Here is a 19602-nt window from a genome sequence, read left to right on the forward strand (position 1 = left end):
TTTCGTAAAATAACTTTTGATTTGTAAATAGGCTAAGATCAGTGGATCGGAAAATCAGTTGGCAACCTGGAGGCATCTACGGTGGCAGTGTACAATAATAAATTATCGTTTCCACTTGCGTTCAAATAAGGGTTTCCCTTACACTCAAAACTCATTTTTTCCAACAAGAAATGTACACCAATGTTGCTCATGCGGGTCGTTGCATAAATCTTTTCACCGTCAAACTCGCGAAGCAGGGCTGCCGTCAGTTTGCTACTTAGTTTTTTCCCTCTGGCTCGGGGCAATGTATAAAGATAGCCCAATTCATAATCAAAATCCTGTGCATCACCGGGTAGCTGAGCTTTTGCAAATACGCCATTTCGGTAATTGGCCAGTGGCTTTTTTACAGCTGCGATGGCGATAACATGGCCGTTGTTTTCGAAAAAAGCGAGTTTCTTGATCGCTTTTAGGCGCTCGGTCAGCGTTTGCACATTGACCTCGCCGCCGTCACTGAGCATTCTCGTTATTTGACCAATTTCATCCTGGGTTAGTTGGCCGTATTCTTTCAGAGTTGGGCTGAGTGATAAGATAGTTTCCCAGGAAAACTCGTCACGAACATTCGAGGTCCGCTCGTTCCAGAATTCGACAGCTTGCAGCTTGTCCTGGCCGTCAAATCGAACGAAATACTTCCTACTCCACTGGACGTGCGGAATGTCCTTGAGCCGATCATGGTGTTCTTTAGATTTATAAACATGTATGAACCAGGCAAGGCTGAGCCCGGCTTCGGCAAGTTTTTTTTCAAAGATTTCCCTATTCACCAAAGCCATTTCCTGGGCACCATCATCTCGCTCCCCTTTATGCTGGTAAAATCCTGCAATTTCCCCGTTCTTGTCTTTAAAATAGTTGCCTGCCATCGATGTGATGTCACCAAGTTCTCTGGACAGTTTGGAGGGTATGACCATATGATTTTCGCCCCTGCTATTTGTCGAAGCCACTTTAGTTAAGGCATAATAGACCTGGAGGGGGCCGTCTTCTGTTTCGTATTCATCCGAGTTGGAATATTCGCCTATCCAATTCATCCAAACAATGTCGGTCGCGTTAGTATAGGTAGCAGTTTTGGGACTTGTGAAAAGCGAGTCAAGGTGCTCAGCGAAACTAAATTGTTCGGCGTCCGCGTCTAAAATTGCTTCGACCATACCGATCTGTTCGGTCGATATAAAGACGGCAATGGCTTCAATGTTCGCGTAGATATAATTGTTATTGTCTTTTTGAGTGGTATCATTGTAGAGGGCAAGCATTGGCCGATCTGTCTTACCCACGAAAAATTGCGATTCGTTGAAGAGAAGCCATTTTTCGAAGTCGATCTTGCGCTCCTTTGAAACCTGCTCGCTGACATAAGTTGCGATGTCCCCTTTGTCAAATTCTTCGATAAGGTTTTCTTGAATGACCAATGACCTTAACTCGCTGTCCCTGTCGTCTGCGCTATCGCTGATCCCTTCTCCTGGATTAGGTACATGAACGACCCTGAAATAATCGTCTAAAAATCCGCTTTCCTCTCCCGATTCGCGGTGTGGCATATAGTCGGCCAAATATCCTTTGATATAATGTACCGCTAACCATGTATACTTCTCCTCATAGGTGAACAGTTTGCTTTTGCCACCATGTGACTCATCGGTGTATCCGTTGCCTTTTGATCTGTCAAAGCCGAGGCTTCTCATATATCCGATGGCTGCCGCCATTGCCCATTCATAAGCATATAAATTAAAATCCGGATGTACGTTCCTGTATCGATCAAGTAAGGCCTTGGCCTCTTTGGAATCCCTGTCTTTCAATCTGGGGCCGGTACCATCCGGTATCTTTAAGAAGCCGGAATATGATTTTTTGATAACATACCAAGCCAGATCGTGAACGATTGGATAGATCTCTTCTTTTGTGGTTTGAAGTGCTGTCAGGTCTAGGTTGATAAGTTCAACTTCTGTTTGTTGGTGTGGCTTGGCTAGTGCCACTTCTGTGGTACTGATCAGCTGATATTGGTAAGCGCGCTCGACGATCGCGCGGAAGCCCGCCCTTACGATGACATTGCGGTTTCTCAACGGATCCGCAAATACATTTTCCAAAGCTGCTTTGGCAATGCCGCCTAACGCTATATCATTTTTTAACTTCGGTGCCAATGCCAATGCGATCGAAGCCAGATCCTCTTGGATCTGCGGGTCTGCACTTGGAAATAGTAGCGACACCAGCTTAGCGAATTCTGAAGGTTGCTTTAGTGCCCAATTCGTAAGCGATAATCTCAGGCTGCTTCTGAAATTCTGATCCAAAGTGGAAAGCGCCCAGGCGTAGATCAGTGGAGTTTCATTATGTAATGCGAAGTTTGAGAGGTATAATTCATTGGAGTGCCCGAGTATGGCAGAACGCAGGCTGCCCCGTTGGTTTTGTTCGCCTTCATATCTATCAGGGCCTTGCCAGATCTTATCGCGCTCGTAGGCTGATGGGAACGAACTTAATATGTCATGAAGGTAGCTTGCGCCAAAGTTGTTCTCCCCCTCAACACTCGCTGGCAATATCTGTTCGCGCAGCAGTTTCATCCTGCCCTCCCGTGATCCGAAAAAATGGCTGTCAACATTGGGTTTGTAAAGATCAACAAGCGCTCGCGGCGCTTTTAGCATCGCCCCGAACTGGAGGTTGAATATTTCAAGGTCATCTAGTCCTTTGGCAAGAAACCCGTTTTGACCAACCAATTTTCCCTGTTCATGAAAAAGGATGTTGACGATCAGTTGCATGATGCGTTTGCGCTCGGTCAATCGTAGTCTGGCCTCTGTTGAAGTGTTTTTTGATCCCACCGCGTTAAAGAGCTCAAAGAACGAATCGTCGGAGATGTTCGTGATCTCTCCAGCCGTGATCCGCTCTACAGTTCGGTTAGCAATGATCATTTCCGGAATTGAACGGTAGGTCATGCTGTAATCAAATTCAAAGATCGTTAAACCGTCGATTATCGATTGCTTTTGATTGCGGATCAGAATACCATTATCTGCAAAATATCCTATTAGAAGATCAGTTTCATTTCCAGTAAGGTATGAACCGACAACTGGATTAACTATATTTTTTAGTTCGTCATGGCTAATCTTTTGAATCCTGATCAGGGCATTAGCGATCTCCCTTAGGCTTTTGGCGACCGGTTGACTGGCCGGCCCAAGGTCTTTCCTGATCTTCCCTGCAAACTCTGCTTCCATTTGCTTGATCTTATTTGCCAACAGCTGATTACCGGCAGTTAAGACAATAGAAGATTCATCTAATGATTGATTCTGGTAGGTTTCACAAAACAGCCTAAGCGCAAATAGACTGTCCAAGCCTCTGATGATCGTATAGGAGGAGATTGAAATGTTGTAATTCTCTTTTTTGAAATACTCGGGAACCAATTGGCGATACGATACATCGCCCTCGACCGGTAAATTCAGCAGTCGAATGCCAGCATTGCTCGCCTCTTCCTCCCGATAAAAATAGGTTCGAGCTGAAAGAAAAAACCTTAGTCTGCTGTAATTTCGGGTATGTACTGCACACTCTCTTATTCGATGTTTCCATGTCTGCCAATTTCCGGTATCTTCTTCAACGCCGTCAACGCAGACCATCACTTTAGTTCGCGCGGCCGAAAGTTCCTCTCCGAAGCCGACACTATTATTGACCAGATGACGGTCTCTGCGAACGGCTTGCGTTTCGAGCGCCGCAAATAGCTGATCCATGCTCCAGCCATTCAACTGTAACGCGCTTAGAAGTATAGTACCCCAATTTTCATGTGGTGTATTGAAGGCCTGAACAATAACTGCCGGGGCTCTGCTCTGCAGATGTACGTCAGTTGCGTGGGACAAGGCATGAGTTTTTCCACTTCCAGGAGACCCCAAAAAGGTTTTGTTAGGGCTTTCTAAATCCAGCTTCAATTTGTCGAGGGTAGCATGTACCCTGTGAATTGAGATCAGTTGGAATAGCTCTTCCAGCCTCACTAAAAGACCCTCGTTATCTGGCGCTGGTATAACACGCCGCATTGAACTCAGAAGATGGAGATCTTTGACTAATCTATCGTAATCAGCAGCTTCGGGCTCTAAAGCGGCTTTTAATTTATCAGCGATCGACCTTAAAGATTGTTGGTTTTGGCCAAGGCTTGCAATCAGTCCAATTAGGTGTAGCTCTTCATCTTTCTTTAACGCAACATCTCTCAAAATTCGTTTACTTAAAATGGTGGCTTTCTGCAATTGGACATCATGATCGGCGAGTTGTTCCAGAACCTGCTTACGGTAGGGCTCATCAAAGAAACTGGCGCTTATTTCGGATTCAATAAAGCCCAGGGCATGTAGTTTTGGTACGTACTTTTCACCCAGCCAACCCACTTTAGCTAACTCAAACCTATTTTTTAAAAATTGTTCTGTAAGCACTTCGTTTTCGAACCAAAACTTGTGTATGCCATCGTTTTCGGGACGGGTAAGTTCAAATTCAATGGTGTCTTCAAGCCACCACACAAGAGTCAGGTTTTCATATGCTGCTTTCATCTCGATTTCGAAAGCATCGATCAATTGGTCCCCGGAGTTTTTAGTGATCTGCTTTGTGGATTCGCCGTCCTCATCTTTGCCACCGGCAACGAATTTTAATGATGTCAGATTTCGGCGCATACACACAAAGTATTGAGTTATTGCCGGACGGATCTCGCACGCAGTTTTAATGGAGTTCCGAATTTGGCCGATATGACTGGCATCGAATCTTTCGTCGAACCATTTTGATTGCACTGCGATCACCGACCCGTCCAGCAATTCAGCGTAGGCTTCAACACCGCCGTCACCTCCTTTACCGTTAACGACGCGGAATTTCTTGAGTTTGTCGCCATACTCTCTTTTTATATATCTTTCGAAAAGGTGATTACACAGGGTCTCAAAAGCTGCGGTTGGCGCTTCGCCGTAGTTCTTAAAATTTGACCAGACTATCATGTGATAAAAGTTTAGTTGCTTTTATGGTGAATTCAAATTTAGTTTATTTCCTCCTCAATTCAACCGTGACTTAGGCATACGCGCGCCGAGAAAATGTCATGAGCAAGCGTTCTTATTTTAGTTAAGTTTGGCATAATTCAACCACGGATCTGGCTGATCATTTTTTGAAGGAAATGAATGACGATCTCTTTATCACGGGGTTCTGCGCGCCCGGCAATACTTCTGATAGAGTCCCAGGATAACTTGGCACGCCAGGTGGTGGCCAAGAATGGGGCCAGTATTTGGCAGATCTTTCTAAAGCTTTTGGCTAGGACAAGTTTGACGTCAAAGGCCGATTTGAGGAGGATACCGATCTGATCGGCACTGAGTGCGAACAAGAGTTTTTCAGTTGAACGGTCGTCGATGTCATGTTTTATTATCGGCTCAGGAACCGGCATGTTGATCAGTCGTTCGTAACGGCGTTGTACGGCATCTGCCAGGTCTTGTAAGGCATCGATGATCGCCTGAATGATCAGTCTTACCTGTTTATTTTTTGTAACCCGGCTAAGATTTTCAGCCGCCTGATACTGAAGCAACCTGATCGCCTGATCGTACTGTCCAGCGACAACCTTTATATGCTCATGGTTATAAAGGGCGAAAGCCTGGTTCTTCAAATGAAAAGCGACCTGACCGATCTCTTGCGGCAATCGTTCAGCGATCTCTGCCAGGTTATTGTCTGTTAATGTTTTGAGATCTGTTTTTGCGGGATTCAGGGTAACTTCCAGCAATTCATCAAGCCAAAAGAATGGATAAATTTGACGTTCATCATTTTTTACGCACATAGGGTCATTGTTTGTTGAAGGCTGCCTTAGCCGGTTGACTGGCGACAATTACACTCGGACAGCAGGATGCGTATCATTGATGCATAGGCGATGTTTTCGCCAAAGTTGTTCGTTAACTGGCCTGATAAACAATAGGGAGACCACCCAAAATCACCGAATTAGGAGGCTACCCTATGCGATTTAGCTATAAAATTTAACGACCAGTTCCACTTTATTTTTGACGCCTGACTTTGCGTAGATCTTTCTCAGGTGGGCGTCTACCGTCTTTTGTGAAATAAAGAGTTCTTCAGCGGCGGATCTGTAGGTGTGACCTGCAAGGATATGACGCAGAACATCAGCTTCCCGATTGGATAAATGATAGCGTTCGCAATTGCGAATGAGGTTTTGTTCTTTGTTAAGTTCGGTTTCGGTCAGCCGTTGCTGGCGCTCCGTCCGGTATTTTCTGATAAGCAATAGGTTAAGGATCGCCAAAGCAACGACGGTCAATCCCCCCATGATCCATAGTAGAGACATTTGTTTTTCAAGTAAATTGTAGATGATAGCGGTCGTTATACTCAAAAAGCAAAAATGCGGATCAACCGAGTAGGTCATTTCCACATTTCTGCAGGTGCCGATCTTGTTGATCAGCGCGCCTTGACATGCTTGCCAAAGGATGACGCCAACAACACCGGGTGACATGGTGCAGGCCTGGTCCGGGTCTCTTATTCTATGTCGTTTTTTTCGGGAACTCATCACCTGGTCAGGTTGCCTTTTGGTTCTAACGTTGCGCTATACTCTAAAAAACAGGACCGGCTTTCAGCGCGGGCGTTTCAGGGCCTGAGACCGATCACGCGATCAGCGTCCGCGAAAGCCTGTAATACCTTGTCGAGGTGTTCCTGTGTATGCGTGGCCATGACGTTCAGCCGGATACGGGCGTCTTTTTTGGAAACGGCCGGGTACATGATGGGATTGGTGTAGACGCCGCTGCGTAAGAGTAAGCGGCCGGCCTCCAGTGTGCGCCGGATCTCACCGACCTTGACGGGGATCACGGCAGAGGCAGTGGTACCGATGTCCAGGCCGAGGCTGATCAGCCCTTCCTTGAGGTAATTGATATTCTGCCAAAGGCGCTCGCGCCATTGCGGTTCTTCATCGACCAGTTCGATGGCGCGGATGATCCCCATGATCGCGGGTGTAGCCGTGGTGGAGAAAAGGTGCTGCTTGGACTGGTATTTCAGGTAGTTGACCAGTTCAGGTTTGGCGATCACATAACCGCCGATGTTACCCAAGGCTTTGCTGAAGGTCCCGGTAATGATGTCCACCTGGTCAAAAACGTTGAACAGTTCGATCACGCCGCGGCCGGTCGTGCCGACGACGCCGATACCATGCGCGTCATCAACGACGAGGTAGGCACCGTACCGGTGCGTCAGTTCGGCGATCTTGTCCAGCGGTGCGAGGTCGCCATCCTGGCTGTATACGCCGTCCACGATGACGAACCGGGTGCGGTAAGTGTCTTTAGCTTTCTCCAGGATGTGTTCCAACTGGTGCAGGTCGTTATGCAGGAAGCGCTTGGTGTTCGTGGTCAGGCAGCCTTCATAGACGCTGGCGTGTACGGCCATGTCGATAATGGCGAGGTCTTCCTGGTGCAGCAGGCATTGTAAGGTGGCGCTGTTAGCGGTATAGCCGGTGGTGTACAGGATGCCATCGGTCTTACCGTAGAAGGCGGCGATCTTTTTTTCGAGTTGTTGATGGTAGCTGAAATGTCCGCCGATGGCGGGTGAAGCGCCGGAACCGGTACCGTATTTCCTGATACCTTCGGTCACGGCCGCTTTAATGGCCGGGTGTTGGCTGAAACCAAGGTAATCGTTGGAGACGAGGCAGACCGAACGGGTCGGTGCGGTATCTCCGGGCAGCAAAAGATCCATTTCCGGCCCGACGGGGCTTTGTGATTCGATCCGGTAATTGAGGTGGCCGTTGTTTTTCAGCCAGTCCAGGTATTCCTGGAACTGTGCTGCTGTGGCATAGGCATCCTGCCCTGAGATATTCTCAAAACTTTTAAAGCTGGCGGTTGAAAAATCGATCTGCATAGGTAGATGTGTAATGTTTATAATCAAACTTAAACCCAAAAACAACCTCAAGTGGTGAGTTAGTGATTTTTATTAATTATTAATTAACTCACCACTTTGTATAAAAACAGCCTTTTTCTTTGCCTGCCATTTTCCACGTTCAAAAAGGAGTAGCTATGCAAGGAGGATTGTTGATCACATTTTTGGAGGGATGGGCAGCCTTATCACCTGAATTTATCACTGCGCTGAATGCGTCAGTACGCAGAGAGCATTACCAGCCGAGGCAGGTCATTCATACAGCTGGCAGGCTCGAAGACCGTTTTTGGTTTCTGGAAAGCGGACTGGCCCGCAAGTATTATTTCGATCCGGAGGGCAAAGAACAAACCACCAGGTTCTACGTGTCAGACGACCTGATCTTTTCTTATAAGGGCTATTGGAAGGAAGAAAGCGAAGATTACCTGGAAGTGCTCGCCGCATCAACGTTGTTATCGGTGACTTACAGCGCGTTGCAGGAACTGGCAGATACGTTCGAGGTAACCAGGGCACTCATCAGGTCGGCGGCGAAACGGCAATATCAGCAGGATGTTTTCAGGAACCGGCTGATGCTGCGAACCGCTGAAGACCGATACCTTGGGCTCCGGCTGGCCCGTCCTGATGTTTTCAGGTATTTCTCCGTGCGGTTGATCGCTACCTATCTGAATATGACGAGGGAGAATTTAAGCCGTCTGATGGCCCGGGACCATAGCTGAGACGGAACAATGAAAATGGTGATCGTATCGGTGACAAACGGTGATCTATATCACAACTTTTAAGAATAAACCGTTCCTAACTTTATCTCGTCGCATTCATCGATCACTTATGAAAAAAGCATTCCATATCCAATTGATCAGTTACGTGCCGCTATTAAAACGCATGGGATTCATTTTTCGTGAAAAAGCGAAAACACTAAGCGTAGGTACATGTGAAATGGAATCGGGCTATGAGGTGATATTGAGTTGCCGGACGCTCGACACTGTTACTTTACTGGATCTTGTTTTGCCCGAACTTAAGAAGCTAAAAGTGTCATTTAGGCTCGTCAAAGATCAAGAGAGTCAGTATCGATTGAATTCCGGTGCTTTCGGCGAAAATGAGGTTGGTAAAGTGTTGGTCATCTTCATTTCATCATTGGAAACAGGATCCGCATTGATAGAATGGTTAGTCAACCGAACGGCTTTTTTGAAAGGTCCCGTTATCCCATTTGCAAAACGCATTGGCGAGATCGTCTATCTTCAAGCATTCAGTAGATCAGATAATGTTGCCAGTTTGAGTAAAATCGATATTAAAAAATTGCCCTTTGCCGTTTCGACCTCTTATCTCAGAAAAGACACGAAAAGAAAATTTATCGGTCGATATTACCTGCCGGTAGCGATATTGAAGGCCAGTCCAAAGGGTGACATTTATAGAGCGATCAACTTAAGGCGCTTCTCTTTTACCTGGTGTTTGATCAAGGAGGGAAAACCCGTAGCGCTGGATGACCACTTCAATCGGGACATGCGGCATAGGTTGCAATGGCAGCGTGATATTTTACTGCAAATGGCCGATGTAGTAAACACACCTGCTCTTATTGATTTCATTGAATCCGGCGACACCACTTACCTGATCACGGCTTTCGCTGAAGGAGAACAATTGGGATCGAAAGTACATGCACTGCTTAACGGAACCACTTGGGCCAGATTAGCTAACGCAGATCAGATCGCTTTATTGACATGGTACTCCCAAGCCTTAGATATCGTAAAAGCTATTCATCAGAAAGGCTTCGTTCATCGCGATATCACAGATAGCAATTTTATAATTTCCGACGATGGCAAACTATCTATAATCGATTTTGAACTTGCCTTTCATATCGTGCGCCACAAGCCGGATCCGCCTTTTTTGTTAGGTACTTTCGGCTACGCCGCACCAGAGCAACTACAATATGCGGTACCGGATTTTAGCGAAGATATTTATTCGCTTGGCGCTTTGCTTTGCCATATATTAACTGGCATCCCGCCCTATGAAATGATCAGCGATGATCTGCATACGGTTCAAGCAAAACTGAGCCGCCTCACAGAAAACAGGAATCTTACGAAATTGGCGGTCAAGTGCCTTTCCATGCAGCGGTCAGGCAGGCCTCTATTAATAGAACTTAAAGGAGAAATAATAAAGGAGATCAACAGCTTAAAACAAATAGCATGAAAAGGGAACAATGGCTCTTAGAGATTATTTGCGGATTGACCGCTTTGCTGTTTATCTATACCGCCGCAAGCAAACTGCTGGAGTATGAACAATTCCGCCAAGAAATCTTCAACCAGGCATTCAATCCAGTTCTTTTCCCTGTAATAATCTATGGATTGCCGCCAGCCGAACTGTTCGTCGCGGTGATGCTTCTCGTGCCAAAATTGCGCCTGGCCGGTCTTTATCTTTCGACATTACTCATGATCCTGTTTACAGGATATGTGGGTTTAGTGACCTTCCATTTTTATGACCGGGTACCATGTTCCTGTGCAGGGGTATTTAAACACATGAGCTGGCCGGTCCATCTTGCTTTCAATTTAGTTTTTACTGTCGCAACCATTTACGGCATCAAGATATTCAATGCGCAACGAATCAGGGAAAAGCTGAAAACCTGAGAAAAGAGTAAGCATCTATCAAAAAATCAATTCTATTAAAATGTTAAACAACAAAAAGAATCTCTTACAAAGAGTGAGGATCATGATGGTGGCCATCGTGACCATTATGGGCATCGGAACTGCATTTGCCACAAAAGCACCGGTCAACAAAGCTGCTAACACCTGGGCTGTGGTACAAACCGTAGGCAACTTCTATGAAGTAACTCAGGCTGCCGGTCGTTGTGATGAAGAAGAAGACCCGACCTGCAAGGTGCAGTCAACGGCGACACCTAATGCACAGGGCCTTATACCGATCAGCTCTGCTACGGTTATGCAAAAGGGTAATTTTACCCGTCAGTAAAAAAAGAAAAAGGAGGCAGCCGGGCTGCCTCCTTTTTGCTATTCAAGTTCCGATTGGATCAATCGAATCAAACTGTCCTTGTCCATCAGGCGGTCATCGCTAAAGTACAGCACATCCTGCTTTTTACCGATCATCATCGGCTGAGGGTAACTCCTGATACCATAATGTTTAATGGCGGGATGGTCACCACCGGAAACGCCGGTGTTCAGATTGGTCAGTTCGGCCGTTGTATATTCTCCGCTGCGGATGCCTTTGTACCAGTTGGACCGGTCTTTATCTATATTGATCGTGACAAAAACGATATCTGACCTGTCTCTGAATGCTTCCGCAACCGGTTGCATAACTGTACGAAAATAGTGTGAGCAATGCGGACAACCATAGAACCAGAAATCCACGAGCACCAGTTTACCTTTCAGATCCGAAAGGCGGACGGTGCGTCCGTTCGCATCCGGCAATTCGAACGGATAGGCCCGCATGTTTGATTTCCTGTTTTGGAATGGCACCATTGCTATCTGATAATCAGGCTCTTTAATGTAAGCCATGGAGCGCTGCAGTAAATTATTATAATCCTGAATGCCAAAACCGGAACGTTTAAAAAGCTGAAGCAGTAAACGCTCCCTGATCAGCCCTTTGTAATTGTTAAATATCGGTTCAAAGAGTGCGTCCGGCTTAGGCGAGCTCCCTGCCTTTATATGGCTGAGCCGTATCAGATCGAGCTGAAAAACAGCGAACATTTTAGATTTTACCGCCGCGACGGTATCCGTGATGAGGTTATCACGGTCTATAAAACGCTCGAAGCTACCGATCAGCGTCTCTTTCTCTTTCAATGTTGCTTTCGCCAGACGCGTCTTGATAAAGCCGGCCTCGATCCCGCGGAGTTTATAGATCTGGTCCGTCAGCAGAAGATGAGCAGCGATCGGTGTCAATTGTTTCTCTTTCTCCCGCCATGCCACTTCATCTTTCAGACTGTCCAGGCACACATCTTCCTTGTTCTTGCTATTGAAGGTCAGATCACTGTTAAAAAAATCGTCATAAGGCAGATCCTTGAAAGCTTTTTTACTATCCCGGATCAAGTTGAATTTCGAGGCTCCTTTACCGGAGAACCGAACATCGTCCGAACGGGTATCGACAGTTACTTTAATATCATCACCGTTTTCAACAAAAAAGTCAGGTCTTAATATTTGCTTTTCTGGATCGCTTCCGGCGCGTCGTAAAGTAATAAAGACATAAGCTACCGGTCCACTGAATGCAAAGCTCAGGTGGTATTTCCCGTTAACCCGCCGTGCTTGCACACGGATGAATTCGGCCGTGCCGCTTTCTTTGTACATCAATGTGGAATAGCCTGCTGACAAAGAATCTTTAGCACTGATACCTTGCGCAAGCACCGTAATATCAGCTTTTGAGAGCGAATCTGATTTATACGTTGCTGATTGCTTACCATGAGCATTCGATGTCGACAGCAGGTATAATAAAGTAGTTAGAGCTATGAACAGGTGTTTCATAAATTGTCGGTTTAATTATCTTGGATTTTGTGCGATGCCGCTTGCATCGATCTCATTTTGTGGAATTGGCAGCGTGTAGAGCGGACTGTTAGGCGCTAATTGGTAGATCTGCCCTTTATAGTTGCGTTCGATGGTAACCGCCGTTTCGGATCGCTGGTTGAACCGCCGCAGGTCTTCCCAGCGGATATTCCCGGTGAAAGGCAGTTCTTTCCGGCGTTCGGTAATGATCCGTGCTAACAATTCCGCGGTCTGGCCGGTGTTGACCGGTACATAGGTCGCGTTGTACCGTTTGCTCAGCAGACGGTTCAGGTCATCTAATGCGGTAATGATGTTCCCGTTACGCAATGCGCTTTCCGCCCGGATCAGGTAAAGCTCATTGGTGGCAAAGCCTGTGAAATTGTAGAAGTTACTGCCTTCATAACTCCCTTTATAACGGTAAAGGCCGGTCTTACTGTCCAGGGAATAGAATGCGGACTTACGCAGGTCATTGTCCGTGTACTGTCCATATAAAGATGGGTTCACACGGCCATGGGTACTCAGTGGCCATACGGCGGAGTTTCCCAGCGCGCTGGCGTAAAAAATGATCTCAGGGTTTCCTTTCGCGAATGAGGGAAAAGGTTGATTGGCTGTGATGTTCAGCGTTTTGAAATCGAGCAGGTCACCTTGTGTTTTAAGTGCGTCGTCAGCGTAGCGGAATGCTTCCTGGTAGTTCTGCATGAGTAAATATACTTTAGCAAGTAAAGCCAGCGCTGCTGTTTGAGATGGGCGCGTCTTATACAGCGGTACTGCAGGCAACAACGCCGTAGCTTCTTTAAGGTCTTTGATCACCTGATCATATCCTTCCTGTACAGTTGACCTGACGGACCGCTGGTTAACATCGGCGGTCAGGCGGACCACGATGCCCGCGTCAGTGCCCGCCGTTCCAGGCGAATAGGGTTTAGCGAAAAGCTGGCTTAACTGGTAAAATGCAAAAGCGCGGTAAAACAAGGCTGAGCCGCGAACATTGTCAAACGCTGTCTGCTCTCCAGCGGCCGGTTTCAATAAAGCTGACCGTTCAAGTACAATATTACTGTACTCCACTTGCTGGTAAGGGTTTTGCCAATCTGGTGAATTAGCACCCTGGTAGATATCTTTTTGCCACAGGTAGGTGTTTCTGTTAGGGGCGGTAATGGCACCCACGCTGGCTTCGCTGAAATAAACGTTGTCCGAACCGATCAATCCTAAGATCGGACACGAAGCATTCATCACCTGGGTATTGTCCAATATGGCCTGAAGGTCTTGTAGATCCCTGGGCGTTACGCTGCTCTTATTGTTCTTGACGTCCAGCCAGTCATCCTGTTTCTGACAGGATGCTGCAAAAACCAAGAACAGCAAAAGACCTGAAATAATAGTATTTTTCATGATGGTCAGATTTAAAGGCGGGCATTGAAGCCGAACGCAATGATTAATGGATTTGGAAAAGTATATGGTGAACTGCCAGCATCCGGGTCGATCCCTGATTTATTGGCCCGCCATAGGATAGCTAAATTGCTGGCGTAGCCATACATCTGCAATCCTTTTATCGCCTTATGGTTGCGGAGCAGTCTACCCAGATCATAGCTTAAACGAACATCCTGTAAGCGGACGTGATCCGCTTTTTCAATGAGTGGCGCTGAATATCTGTAAAAAGTGTTCCGGTTCTGGTCTGAAGGGTAAACGACCGAGGGTATCCCGGTACGGCTTTCATCGCCCGGTTTTTGCCACCTGTTCGAAAAATCGGCATGTCGCCCATCATTACTTGAGACTATATCTGCATAGTTGAGGCTGGTAGAGGAGCGTCGAAAATAATATCCGAGTTGATAGGTAATATTGAAAGATAATTCGATGCCCTTATAGACCACATCATTCCGGAAGCCGCCGTACACTGTTGGCCGGGCAGAGCCGTGGAATTGGAGGCTGTCCGGTTGAAAATTGGCGATGATGTTCGCATAGTTCTTGCTTACAGTGCCGTTCAAGAAGCCTTGAGGATCGCCGTTTACCGGGTCAAGACCAGCCGAGCGATAACTGTACAATCCGAACAACGGCTTGCCGACCACCGGGAGACCGCCGAATTGTTGCAGGCTGCGACTGGTATAGGTTGCGTTAAACTTGGTCACCTTGTCTTTTAAGGTGCTGAACAGGATCGTTGAGCGCCAAAGCAACGCCCCCGTCGAATTGATCGTTCGCAGGGTGACATCCACACCCTTTGTCTGGGTACTGGCGTAATTCGCAAAAAAAGTAGTAAAACCGGTGGATGGTGCGATAGGTACGTTATCCACCAGGTCCTTGCCATCCTTTTGATACCATTCTACCGTAGCAGAGATACGGTCCTTGAATAGACTAAAGTCGATTGCGGCGTTAATGTTCCGGACCTTTTCCCAGCTCAAACTCGGGTTGGGTGCCGTCAGATTGAGTATCGTTTGCGCACCGGTAAGTGAGTTGATGGAATAACTACCGGTAACATACGCAGATCCGTTGTAAACGTTTCCGTTAAAACCATAACTCAGTCGTGCTTTCAATACCGGTAACCATTTTATGGAATAGAAAGATTCATTGCTGATATTCCAGCCAATACCCGAAGACCAGAGCGGCGTGATCTTATCGTTGGTCTTCACCCCAAAGATATTCGCACCATCCTTTCTCCCGCTCAGGGTAACGGTGTACTTGTTCTGATAGGTATAGGCCGCATTCGCAAAATAAGATACGTACCTGTTTAACGTCCCCGTAACATTGCCGGACGGCATTGGTATTTGCGCCAATCCAGAGGGGTTGGTAGGAAGAAAATTCAAATAATCAATCGCCCCAACGGATGTTCCGTAAGCATCATCATACCCGAGCGAATTTCGGATATAACCATCGCTGCTTAATTCGCGGATCTCTGCTCCGGCTATGGCGGATAGCTCGTGATCATCAGCGATTGTACGGTCAAAACTAAGCTGCCCTCTCAAATTATTTGAATAAAGGTTGTATCTGCCCAGGTCGAGCAGTCCGCCTTTAGGCACTTGGTACGTTTTTTTACCGGAGGTCTGGTCGATGACCGTAAAACGATTGACAAGGTTTCTGGCGTTATAACTTTCAGGACTCTGGTAGTTCCGGGTTTCCACTACTTGCCGCTCATTTTGATATTGTATTTCCACATTCAGGAAAGGAGCAAACTTGTAACGGGCACCGGCCTTTAAGACCATATCGCTCACATTTGTCGAAAAGTCCCCGAGCGCCAGTTCATTCAGTGGCTTATAGGTCCAGTCTAAAAAGCCTTTCGAGGATGCTCCGGTGGCGTATTCATAATTATAATCTTTTACGACACTGGCTGGATTGCCTGATGCATCCCTGAACTGAGCGTATGGATAGATGCCATTTACGGGTCCGCCGACCGATATGCCTGTGCCGTAATACAAGCGGTTATTTGTCAATGTTGTATTTCGGCTATAATTGATCCCGGTAGTGATCTCCAGATTCTTCAGCGGGGTGTACACATTTAGCGCATGGATCGTAAATCGCCTGAACCCATTCCGCACCAGGTTATCACTGTTGTGGTCATAGCCGATTCCGAATGCATAGCTGTTTTGTTGGGTGCCGCCCCTTAGATTTAAAGCGTACTGTTGTTTGATCGCTTTTTGATAGATATACTGCTTATAGTCATTTCGTACATCCAAGCTACCCCTGTCATTGATCTGCCTGTCAGCATCCGCCTGGCTGACCGAGCCGTTTTTCACCTTGGCCAATAAACTAATGACTGGTGATAAAGGTGGCATAGAAGGATCGTTGCTGAGATAAGCGTCATAATAACCCTGACCGAACAATAAACGTTCGATGCCAATATAATCTGCCGATGTCAGGAAGTTGCGGTCAAAAAAAAGATTGGGCTTATTTTGAATAGTAACGTTGCTGTTCAGTTCCACGTTAAGTGGCTGGTTCTTTCGTCCTTTTTTTGTCGTGATCACGATCACGCCATTCCCGGAACGCGCACCCCAGATGCTGGCTGCCGCTGCATCTTTCAGTACCGTAATATTTTCGATGTCATTGGGGTTGAGATTACTGATGTTCCCCTCGTAAGGAAAGTTATCTACCACGATAAGTGGATCAGTGCTTACATTTCGGGATAGGGTACTCGTACCACGTATATTGATGCCTAAAATACGGTCGCTGGGATTAGTGGAAATGGAGGTGTTGCTCAACCCATTGAAGCGTAAACCGCTCGTCACACCATTCAGTCGGTCAAGGACATTAGGTCCGACACTTCTATTGAATAATTTATTGTCGATCTGTGCGACCGAACCGGTAACTCTCTCCTTGGATAAACTTTGATAACCTGTTTTGACTACCACTTCATCCATGATCGCGCTGTCCAGATGGAGGCGTATGACCAGTGGAGATGAGGTTTGGGGCGTGATCCTTACACGTTGAGTTAGGTAGCCGACGAAACTGATTACCAACGTATTTGCTGTCGCTGGTAAGTTAATTGTGAACCGGCCTTCCTTATCAGTACTTGTTCTGCTGTCTCCGGGAACGGCTTGTATGTTACCGCCCTGAAGAGGTTTTTGGTCCGCAAAGTCGATGACCGTTCCGGTCAATATCTTGTTGGGAGGTTTGGTATTATCCTGAGCCAGCGCCTTAAAAAAAAGGCAAAGCGCGGCCGTGACGATCAAAGTCGTTATTTTTTTCATGTGTGTTTGTAATAATGATTTTGGAAATAAAAGGCAATGGCAACCCGCTATTTAACTATTAACTGGCGCAGGTTGCCATAGCAAGGGGATCATTCCGGTGGGCAGATGACCACCCGCCAAACGCGCATTTTACTTGTTGTCTTCATGGGGTTCGATACCGTTTTCCGACAAGGTTTGCATCACTTCGGCCTGGTGATAGATTTTACTGATCAGTTGGGGTAAGTTGGGGAAGCCCAGCGCTGCCAGGTCGTCTGCATCGCGGCCTTGTGCGGCAAGGCTGCGTGTGAACCATTCTTCCAGTTCCTGTTGGAATTGTTCATAAGGGACGGTGCGGAAACGCTCCATGATCTCGGTGAGACTGGTGAAATCGGGGTGTTCAGACTTCGGCTTTAATTCATCCATTGTTTAATGATTAAAAAGTTCATTAAGTATGGAGTCTGTAAGAGGAACTAGGCTAAAATACTACAGGCATGGTTCCCAACTTATCGCTCTGGAGGGTTGACACGCCCTTGAACACAAATAAGAAGGGAAACCCATACCTGTAGCATGGGCATTCCGGCTTCTCATCTCGCGTTCTTTTGAAAGTGTCAATTTCCAGAGCAAGACTCAAAGCGAATGCTTCAATTTTTTTCGTGAAGTATTCGCAAAAATAACATTAGTGCTTAAAACACTTAGTTTTATTTAGCTTTTTATAATATTCATCAAATATAACTTAAACTCAATAAAATAGGAAAAATTTTTCCTAATTAATGAATGAGATATGACTTCTTTTTGATGAATGGGAAGTCAGTACCGAGATCAAAAATTTATCGACCAGGTTTGCAAAAAAATTATTGAAATAAGAAAAGCAAAAGGATTAGTTCAAGAAGATTTGGTCGAGAGAACAGGATTTGATATTCGCCAGATTGGCAATATTGAAAGAGGGATTAGTAATACGTCAATTAGCAATATTGCCCAGATCGCCCGCGCATTAGAAGTACACCCAAAGGAACTATTAGATTTCGACTTTGAACTTTTAAAGCAACCTCCCACCAGAAGAGAAAGAAAAGGAAAAAAAGAATAGCCATCCGTTCTAAATAAATCTCTACTTTTTCTGTACTACAACTCGCCTGTACATATACAGGGTCGTATATTTTTTCACGCGATATTCTCGACTTTAAATTTATATTAACAACACTTCCTATGCGATGTTAGCTGAGGTATTACGACAATATTTGTAATAACAATGAAAGCAGCAGCGCGGAAAAATAAAATATTATTGCATGATATCCCAGCCATTTCTAACTTCGTGAATAAACCTGATCATGAAATTACTCATCGAGAAATGGCTGGAAGATCACAAACTGCCTGAAGCCGCTGAACCTTTAATTTGGGATGCCATAATTTGTTACAAGTCGGGAGCTTACAGAGCCTCCTTACTGATGTCCTATCTTGGCTTTTTGGTAACGATAAAACATCGCATATTAATAGGTAATAAACCCAATTTGTTACCGCTCCAAAAATGGAACGATAAATTAAGCGGCCTCCGAAATGAAGATCAGTGGGAAGCCGAAGTTTACTCTGCTCTCCAAAAAAAAGAAACGACCACTGGATCAGGACCAAGCAGAACCAGGACGGAAGACCCATATTTTCCGATCACCGACGGCGTAAGGCAACAGATCACCTATTGGAAAGACCGGCGAAACGATTGTGCTCATAATAAAGACAACATCATAATAGCAGCTCATATTGAAGCTTTTTGGTCGTTTTTGATGAGTAATTTACCTAAAATGACATTGGAGGGTGGTATGGTATCCCTGTTACTCAAGTTGGATGCCTATTACGATCCGAATCAAACTGCTGCAGGTACACCCTTGGCTCCGATAGTTGCAGAGATCCATTCATCTGTTGAACAATCTGAGCTTCCCTCATTTTGGACCGAAGCTTTTACTGTTGTTGGTGGTACGAATGACTGGTTTCATGACTTACGAAATGCTTTCATTTTTGAAGTCCTGAGATCATCTACAATAGCGATAAAGGGATCTTTAATAGAATTTATTAAAAGAGATGAACCCAAAATGTTAAGCTACATTGATATTCATCCTGAATTTGTCCAGATGTTGGATTACAGTGAGCAGGAAATTAGGGCATTTTGGAAAACAAAAACCCGACAAAGAACTAATCCACTAAAAATCTATGCTTCTCTGTTAAGGAACAACCTCATTCCTGATGCTGAAATAGAAGAGGCGAACAACTTCTTTGCAGAAAAGCTCGAGTATACTAAGGACGGGTTGGATCGTGATATTTTAAATCAAAAGGGATTTGATAAAGTATTATATAAGAAATTATTCACCGACCCGGACCGCAGCTATTGGAAATTTTGGGAGACGATAAATTCAACGGTGACCGGTTATTTACAATACGTTGAATTCCTGCCTTTGAACAATGATATCGTACAATTTATTTGTGAAGAATTGAGCAAACCCTATTTCTCTTATTATCTGGCGCAAGGATTGGAAAATATTTTTCAAAACAACGCGGGTAAAAAGCAAGAGTTTAAAAATATAGCAACACTAGGATCAATTGCTATTCCCGATAGATTGCCGTCATTGGCTTAATATTGCAAACAGCATTTT

General features: G+C 45.8%; 14 protein-coding genes. 6 read left to right on the forward strand and 8 right to left on the reverse strand.

The window, feature by feature from the left end; genetic code table 11:
• Positions 1-38: 38 nt before the first annotated feature.
• The 4 genes from ABD960_RS05885 to ABD960_RS05900 all read right to left on the reverse strand — a co-directional run bounded on the left by ABD960_RS05885 (position 39) and on the right by ABD960_RS05900 (position 7833).
• Positions 39-4949: a hypothetical protein gene (locus tag ABD960_RS05885; protein ID WP_345329995.1), complete on the reverse strand. Its 4911-nt coding sequence runs from the start codon at positions 4947-4949 to the stop codon at positions 39-41.
• A gap of 137 nt (positions 4950-5086) precedes the next feature.
• On the reverse strand, positions 5087-5770 hold the full coding sequence (locus tag ABD960_RS05890; protein WP_345329996.1) for a hypothetical protein: 684 nt from the start codon (positions 5768-5770) through the stop codon (positions 5087-5089).
• A gap of 180 nt (positions 5771-5950) precedes the next feature.
• Positions 5951-6448: a response regulator transcription factor gene (locus tag ABD960_RS05895; RefSeq protein WP_345329997.1), complete on the reverse strand. Its 498-nt coding sequence runs from the start codon at positions 6446-6448 to the stop codon at positions 5951-5953.
• 131 nt (positions 6449-6579) lie between these two features.
• Positions 6580-7833 carry an aminotransferase class I/II-fold pyridoxal phosphate-dependent enzyme gene (locus ABD960_RS05900; RefSeq protein WP_345329998.1) on the reverse strand — a complete coding sequence of 418 codons (1254 nt, stop codon included), beginning with the start codon at positions 7831-7833 and terminating at the stop codon, positions 6580-6582.
• Between the two features lie 155 nt (positions 7834-7988).
• Here ABD960_RS05900 and ABD960_RS05905 point away from each other — a divergent pair, with 155 nt between their 5' ends.
• The 4 genes from ABD960_RS05905 (at position 7989) to ABD960_RS05920 (ending at position 10800) form a co-directional block, all read left to right on the forward strand.
• Entirely contained in the window at positions 7989-8561 is a 573-nt protein-coding gene (locus tag ABD960_RS05905; RefSeq protein ID WP_345329999.1) for a Crp/Fnr family transcriptional regulator, read from the forward strand.
• Positions 8562-8670: 109 nt separating this feature from the next.
• Positions 8671-10026 carry a serine/threonine protein kinase gene (locus tag ABD960_RS05910; RefSeq protein WP_345330000.1) on the forward strand — a complete coding sequence of 452 codons (1356 nt, stop codon included), beginning with the start codon at positions 8671-8673 and terminating at the stop codon, positions 10024-10026.
• A complete protein-coding gene (locus ABD960_RS05915; RefSeq protein ID WP_345330001.1) occupies positions 10023-10460 on the forward strand; it encodes a MauE/DoxX family redox-associated membrane protein in 438 nt (145 codons plus the stop codon). The genes ABD960_RS05910 and ABD960_RS05915 overlap by 4 nt, the downstream gene beginning before the upstream one ends.
• Before the next feature lie 82 nt (positions 10461-10542).
• On the forward strand, positions 10543-10800 hold the full coding sequence (locus ABD960_RS05920; RefSeq protein ID WP_345330082.1) for a DUF6520 family protein: 258 nt from the start codon (positions 10543-10545) through the stop codon (positions 10798-10800).
• Between the two features lie 38 nt (positions 10801-10838).
• Here ABD960_RS05920 and ABD960_RS05925 read toward each other — a convergent pair whose 3' ends face one another.
• The 4 genes from ABD960_RS05925 to ABD960_RS05940 all read right to left on the reverse strand — a co-directional run bounded on the left by ABD960_RS05925 (position 10839) and on the right by ABD960_RS05940 (position 17389).
• Positions 10839-12302, reverse strand: a complete 1464-nt coding sequence (locus tag ABD960_RS05925; protein WP_345330002.1) for a TlpA family protein disulfide reductase — start codon at positions 12300-12302, stop codon at positions 10839-10841.
• Between the two features lie 15 nt (positions 12303-12317).
• Entirely contained in the window at positions 12318-13703 is a 1386-nt protein-coding gene (locus ABD960_RS05930; RefSeq protein WP_345330003.1) for a RagB/SusD family nutrient uptake outer membrane protein, read from the reverse strand.
• A gap of 11 nt (positions 13704-13714) precedes the next feature.
• Complete coding sequence (locus ABD960_RS05935; RefSeq protein WP_345330004.1) at positions 13715-16987, reverse strand: SusC/RagA family TonB-linked outer membrane protein; 3273 nt, start codon at positions 16985-16987, stop codon at positions 13715-13717.
• Between the two features lie 129 nt (positions 16988-17116).
• A complete protein-coding gene (locus ABD960_RS05940; protein WP_345330006.1) occupies positions 17117-17389 on the reverse strand; it encodes a hypothetical protein in 273 nt (90 codons plus the stop codon).
• 376 nt (positions 17390-17765) lie between these two features.
• Between ABD960_RS05940 and ABD960_RS05945 the strand changes: the two genes are divergently transcribed.
• Positions 17766-18050 carry a helix-turn-helix domain-containing protein gene (locus ABD960_RS05945; RefSeq protein WP_345330008.1) on the forward strand — a complete coding sequence of 95 codons (285 nt, stop codon included), beginning with the start codon at positions 17766-17768 and terminating at the stop codon, positions 18048-18050.
• Positions 18051-18291: 241 nt separating this feature from the next.
• Positions 18292-19584 (forward strand): hypothetical protein, encoded by a 1293-nt coding sequence (locus ABD960_RS05950; protein WP_345330009.1) that lies wholly within the window; start codon positions 18292-18294, stop codon positions 19582-19584.
• Positions 19585-19602 lie beyond the last annotated feature (18 nt).

Origin of the sequence: Mucilaginibacter defluvii (genome assembly GCF_039543225.1) — a bacterium.
GTDB lineage: Bacteria > Bacteroidota > Bacteroidia > Sphingobacteriales > Sphingobacteriaceae > Mucilaginibacter > Mucilaginibacter defluvii.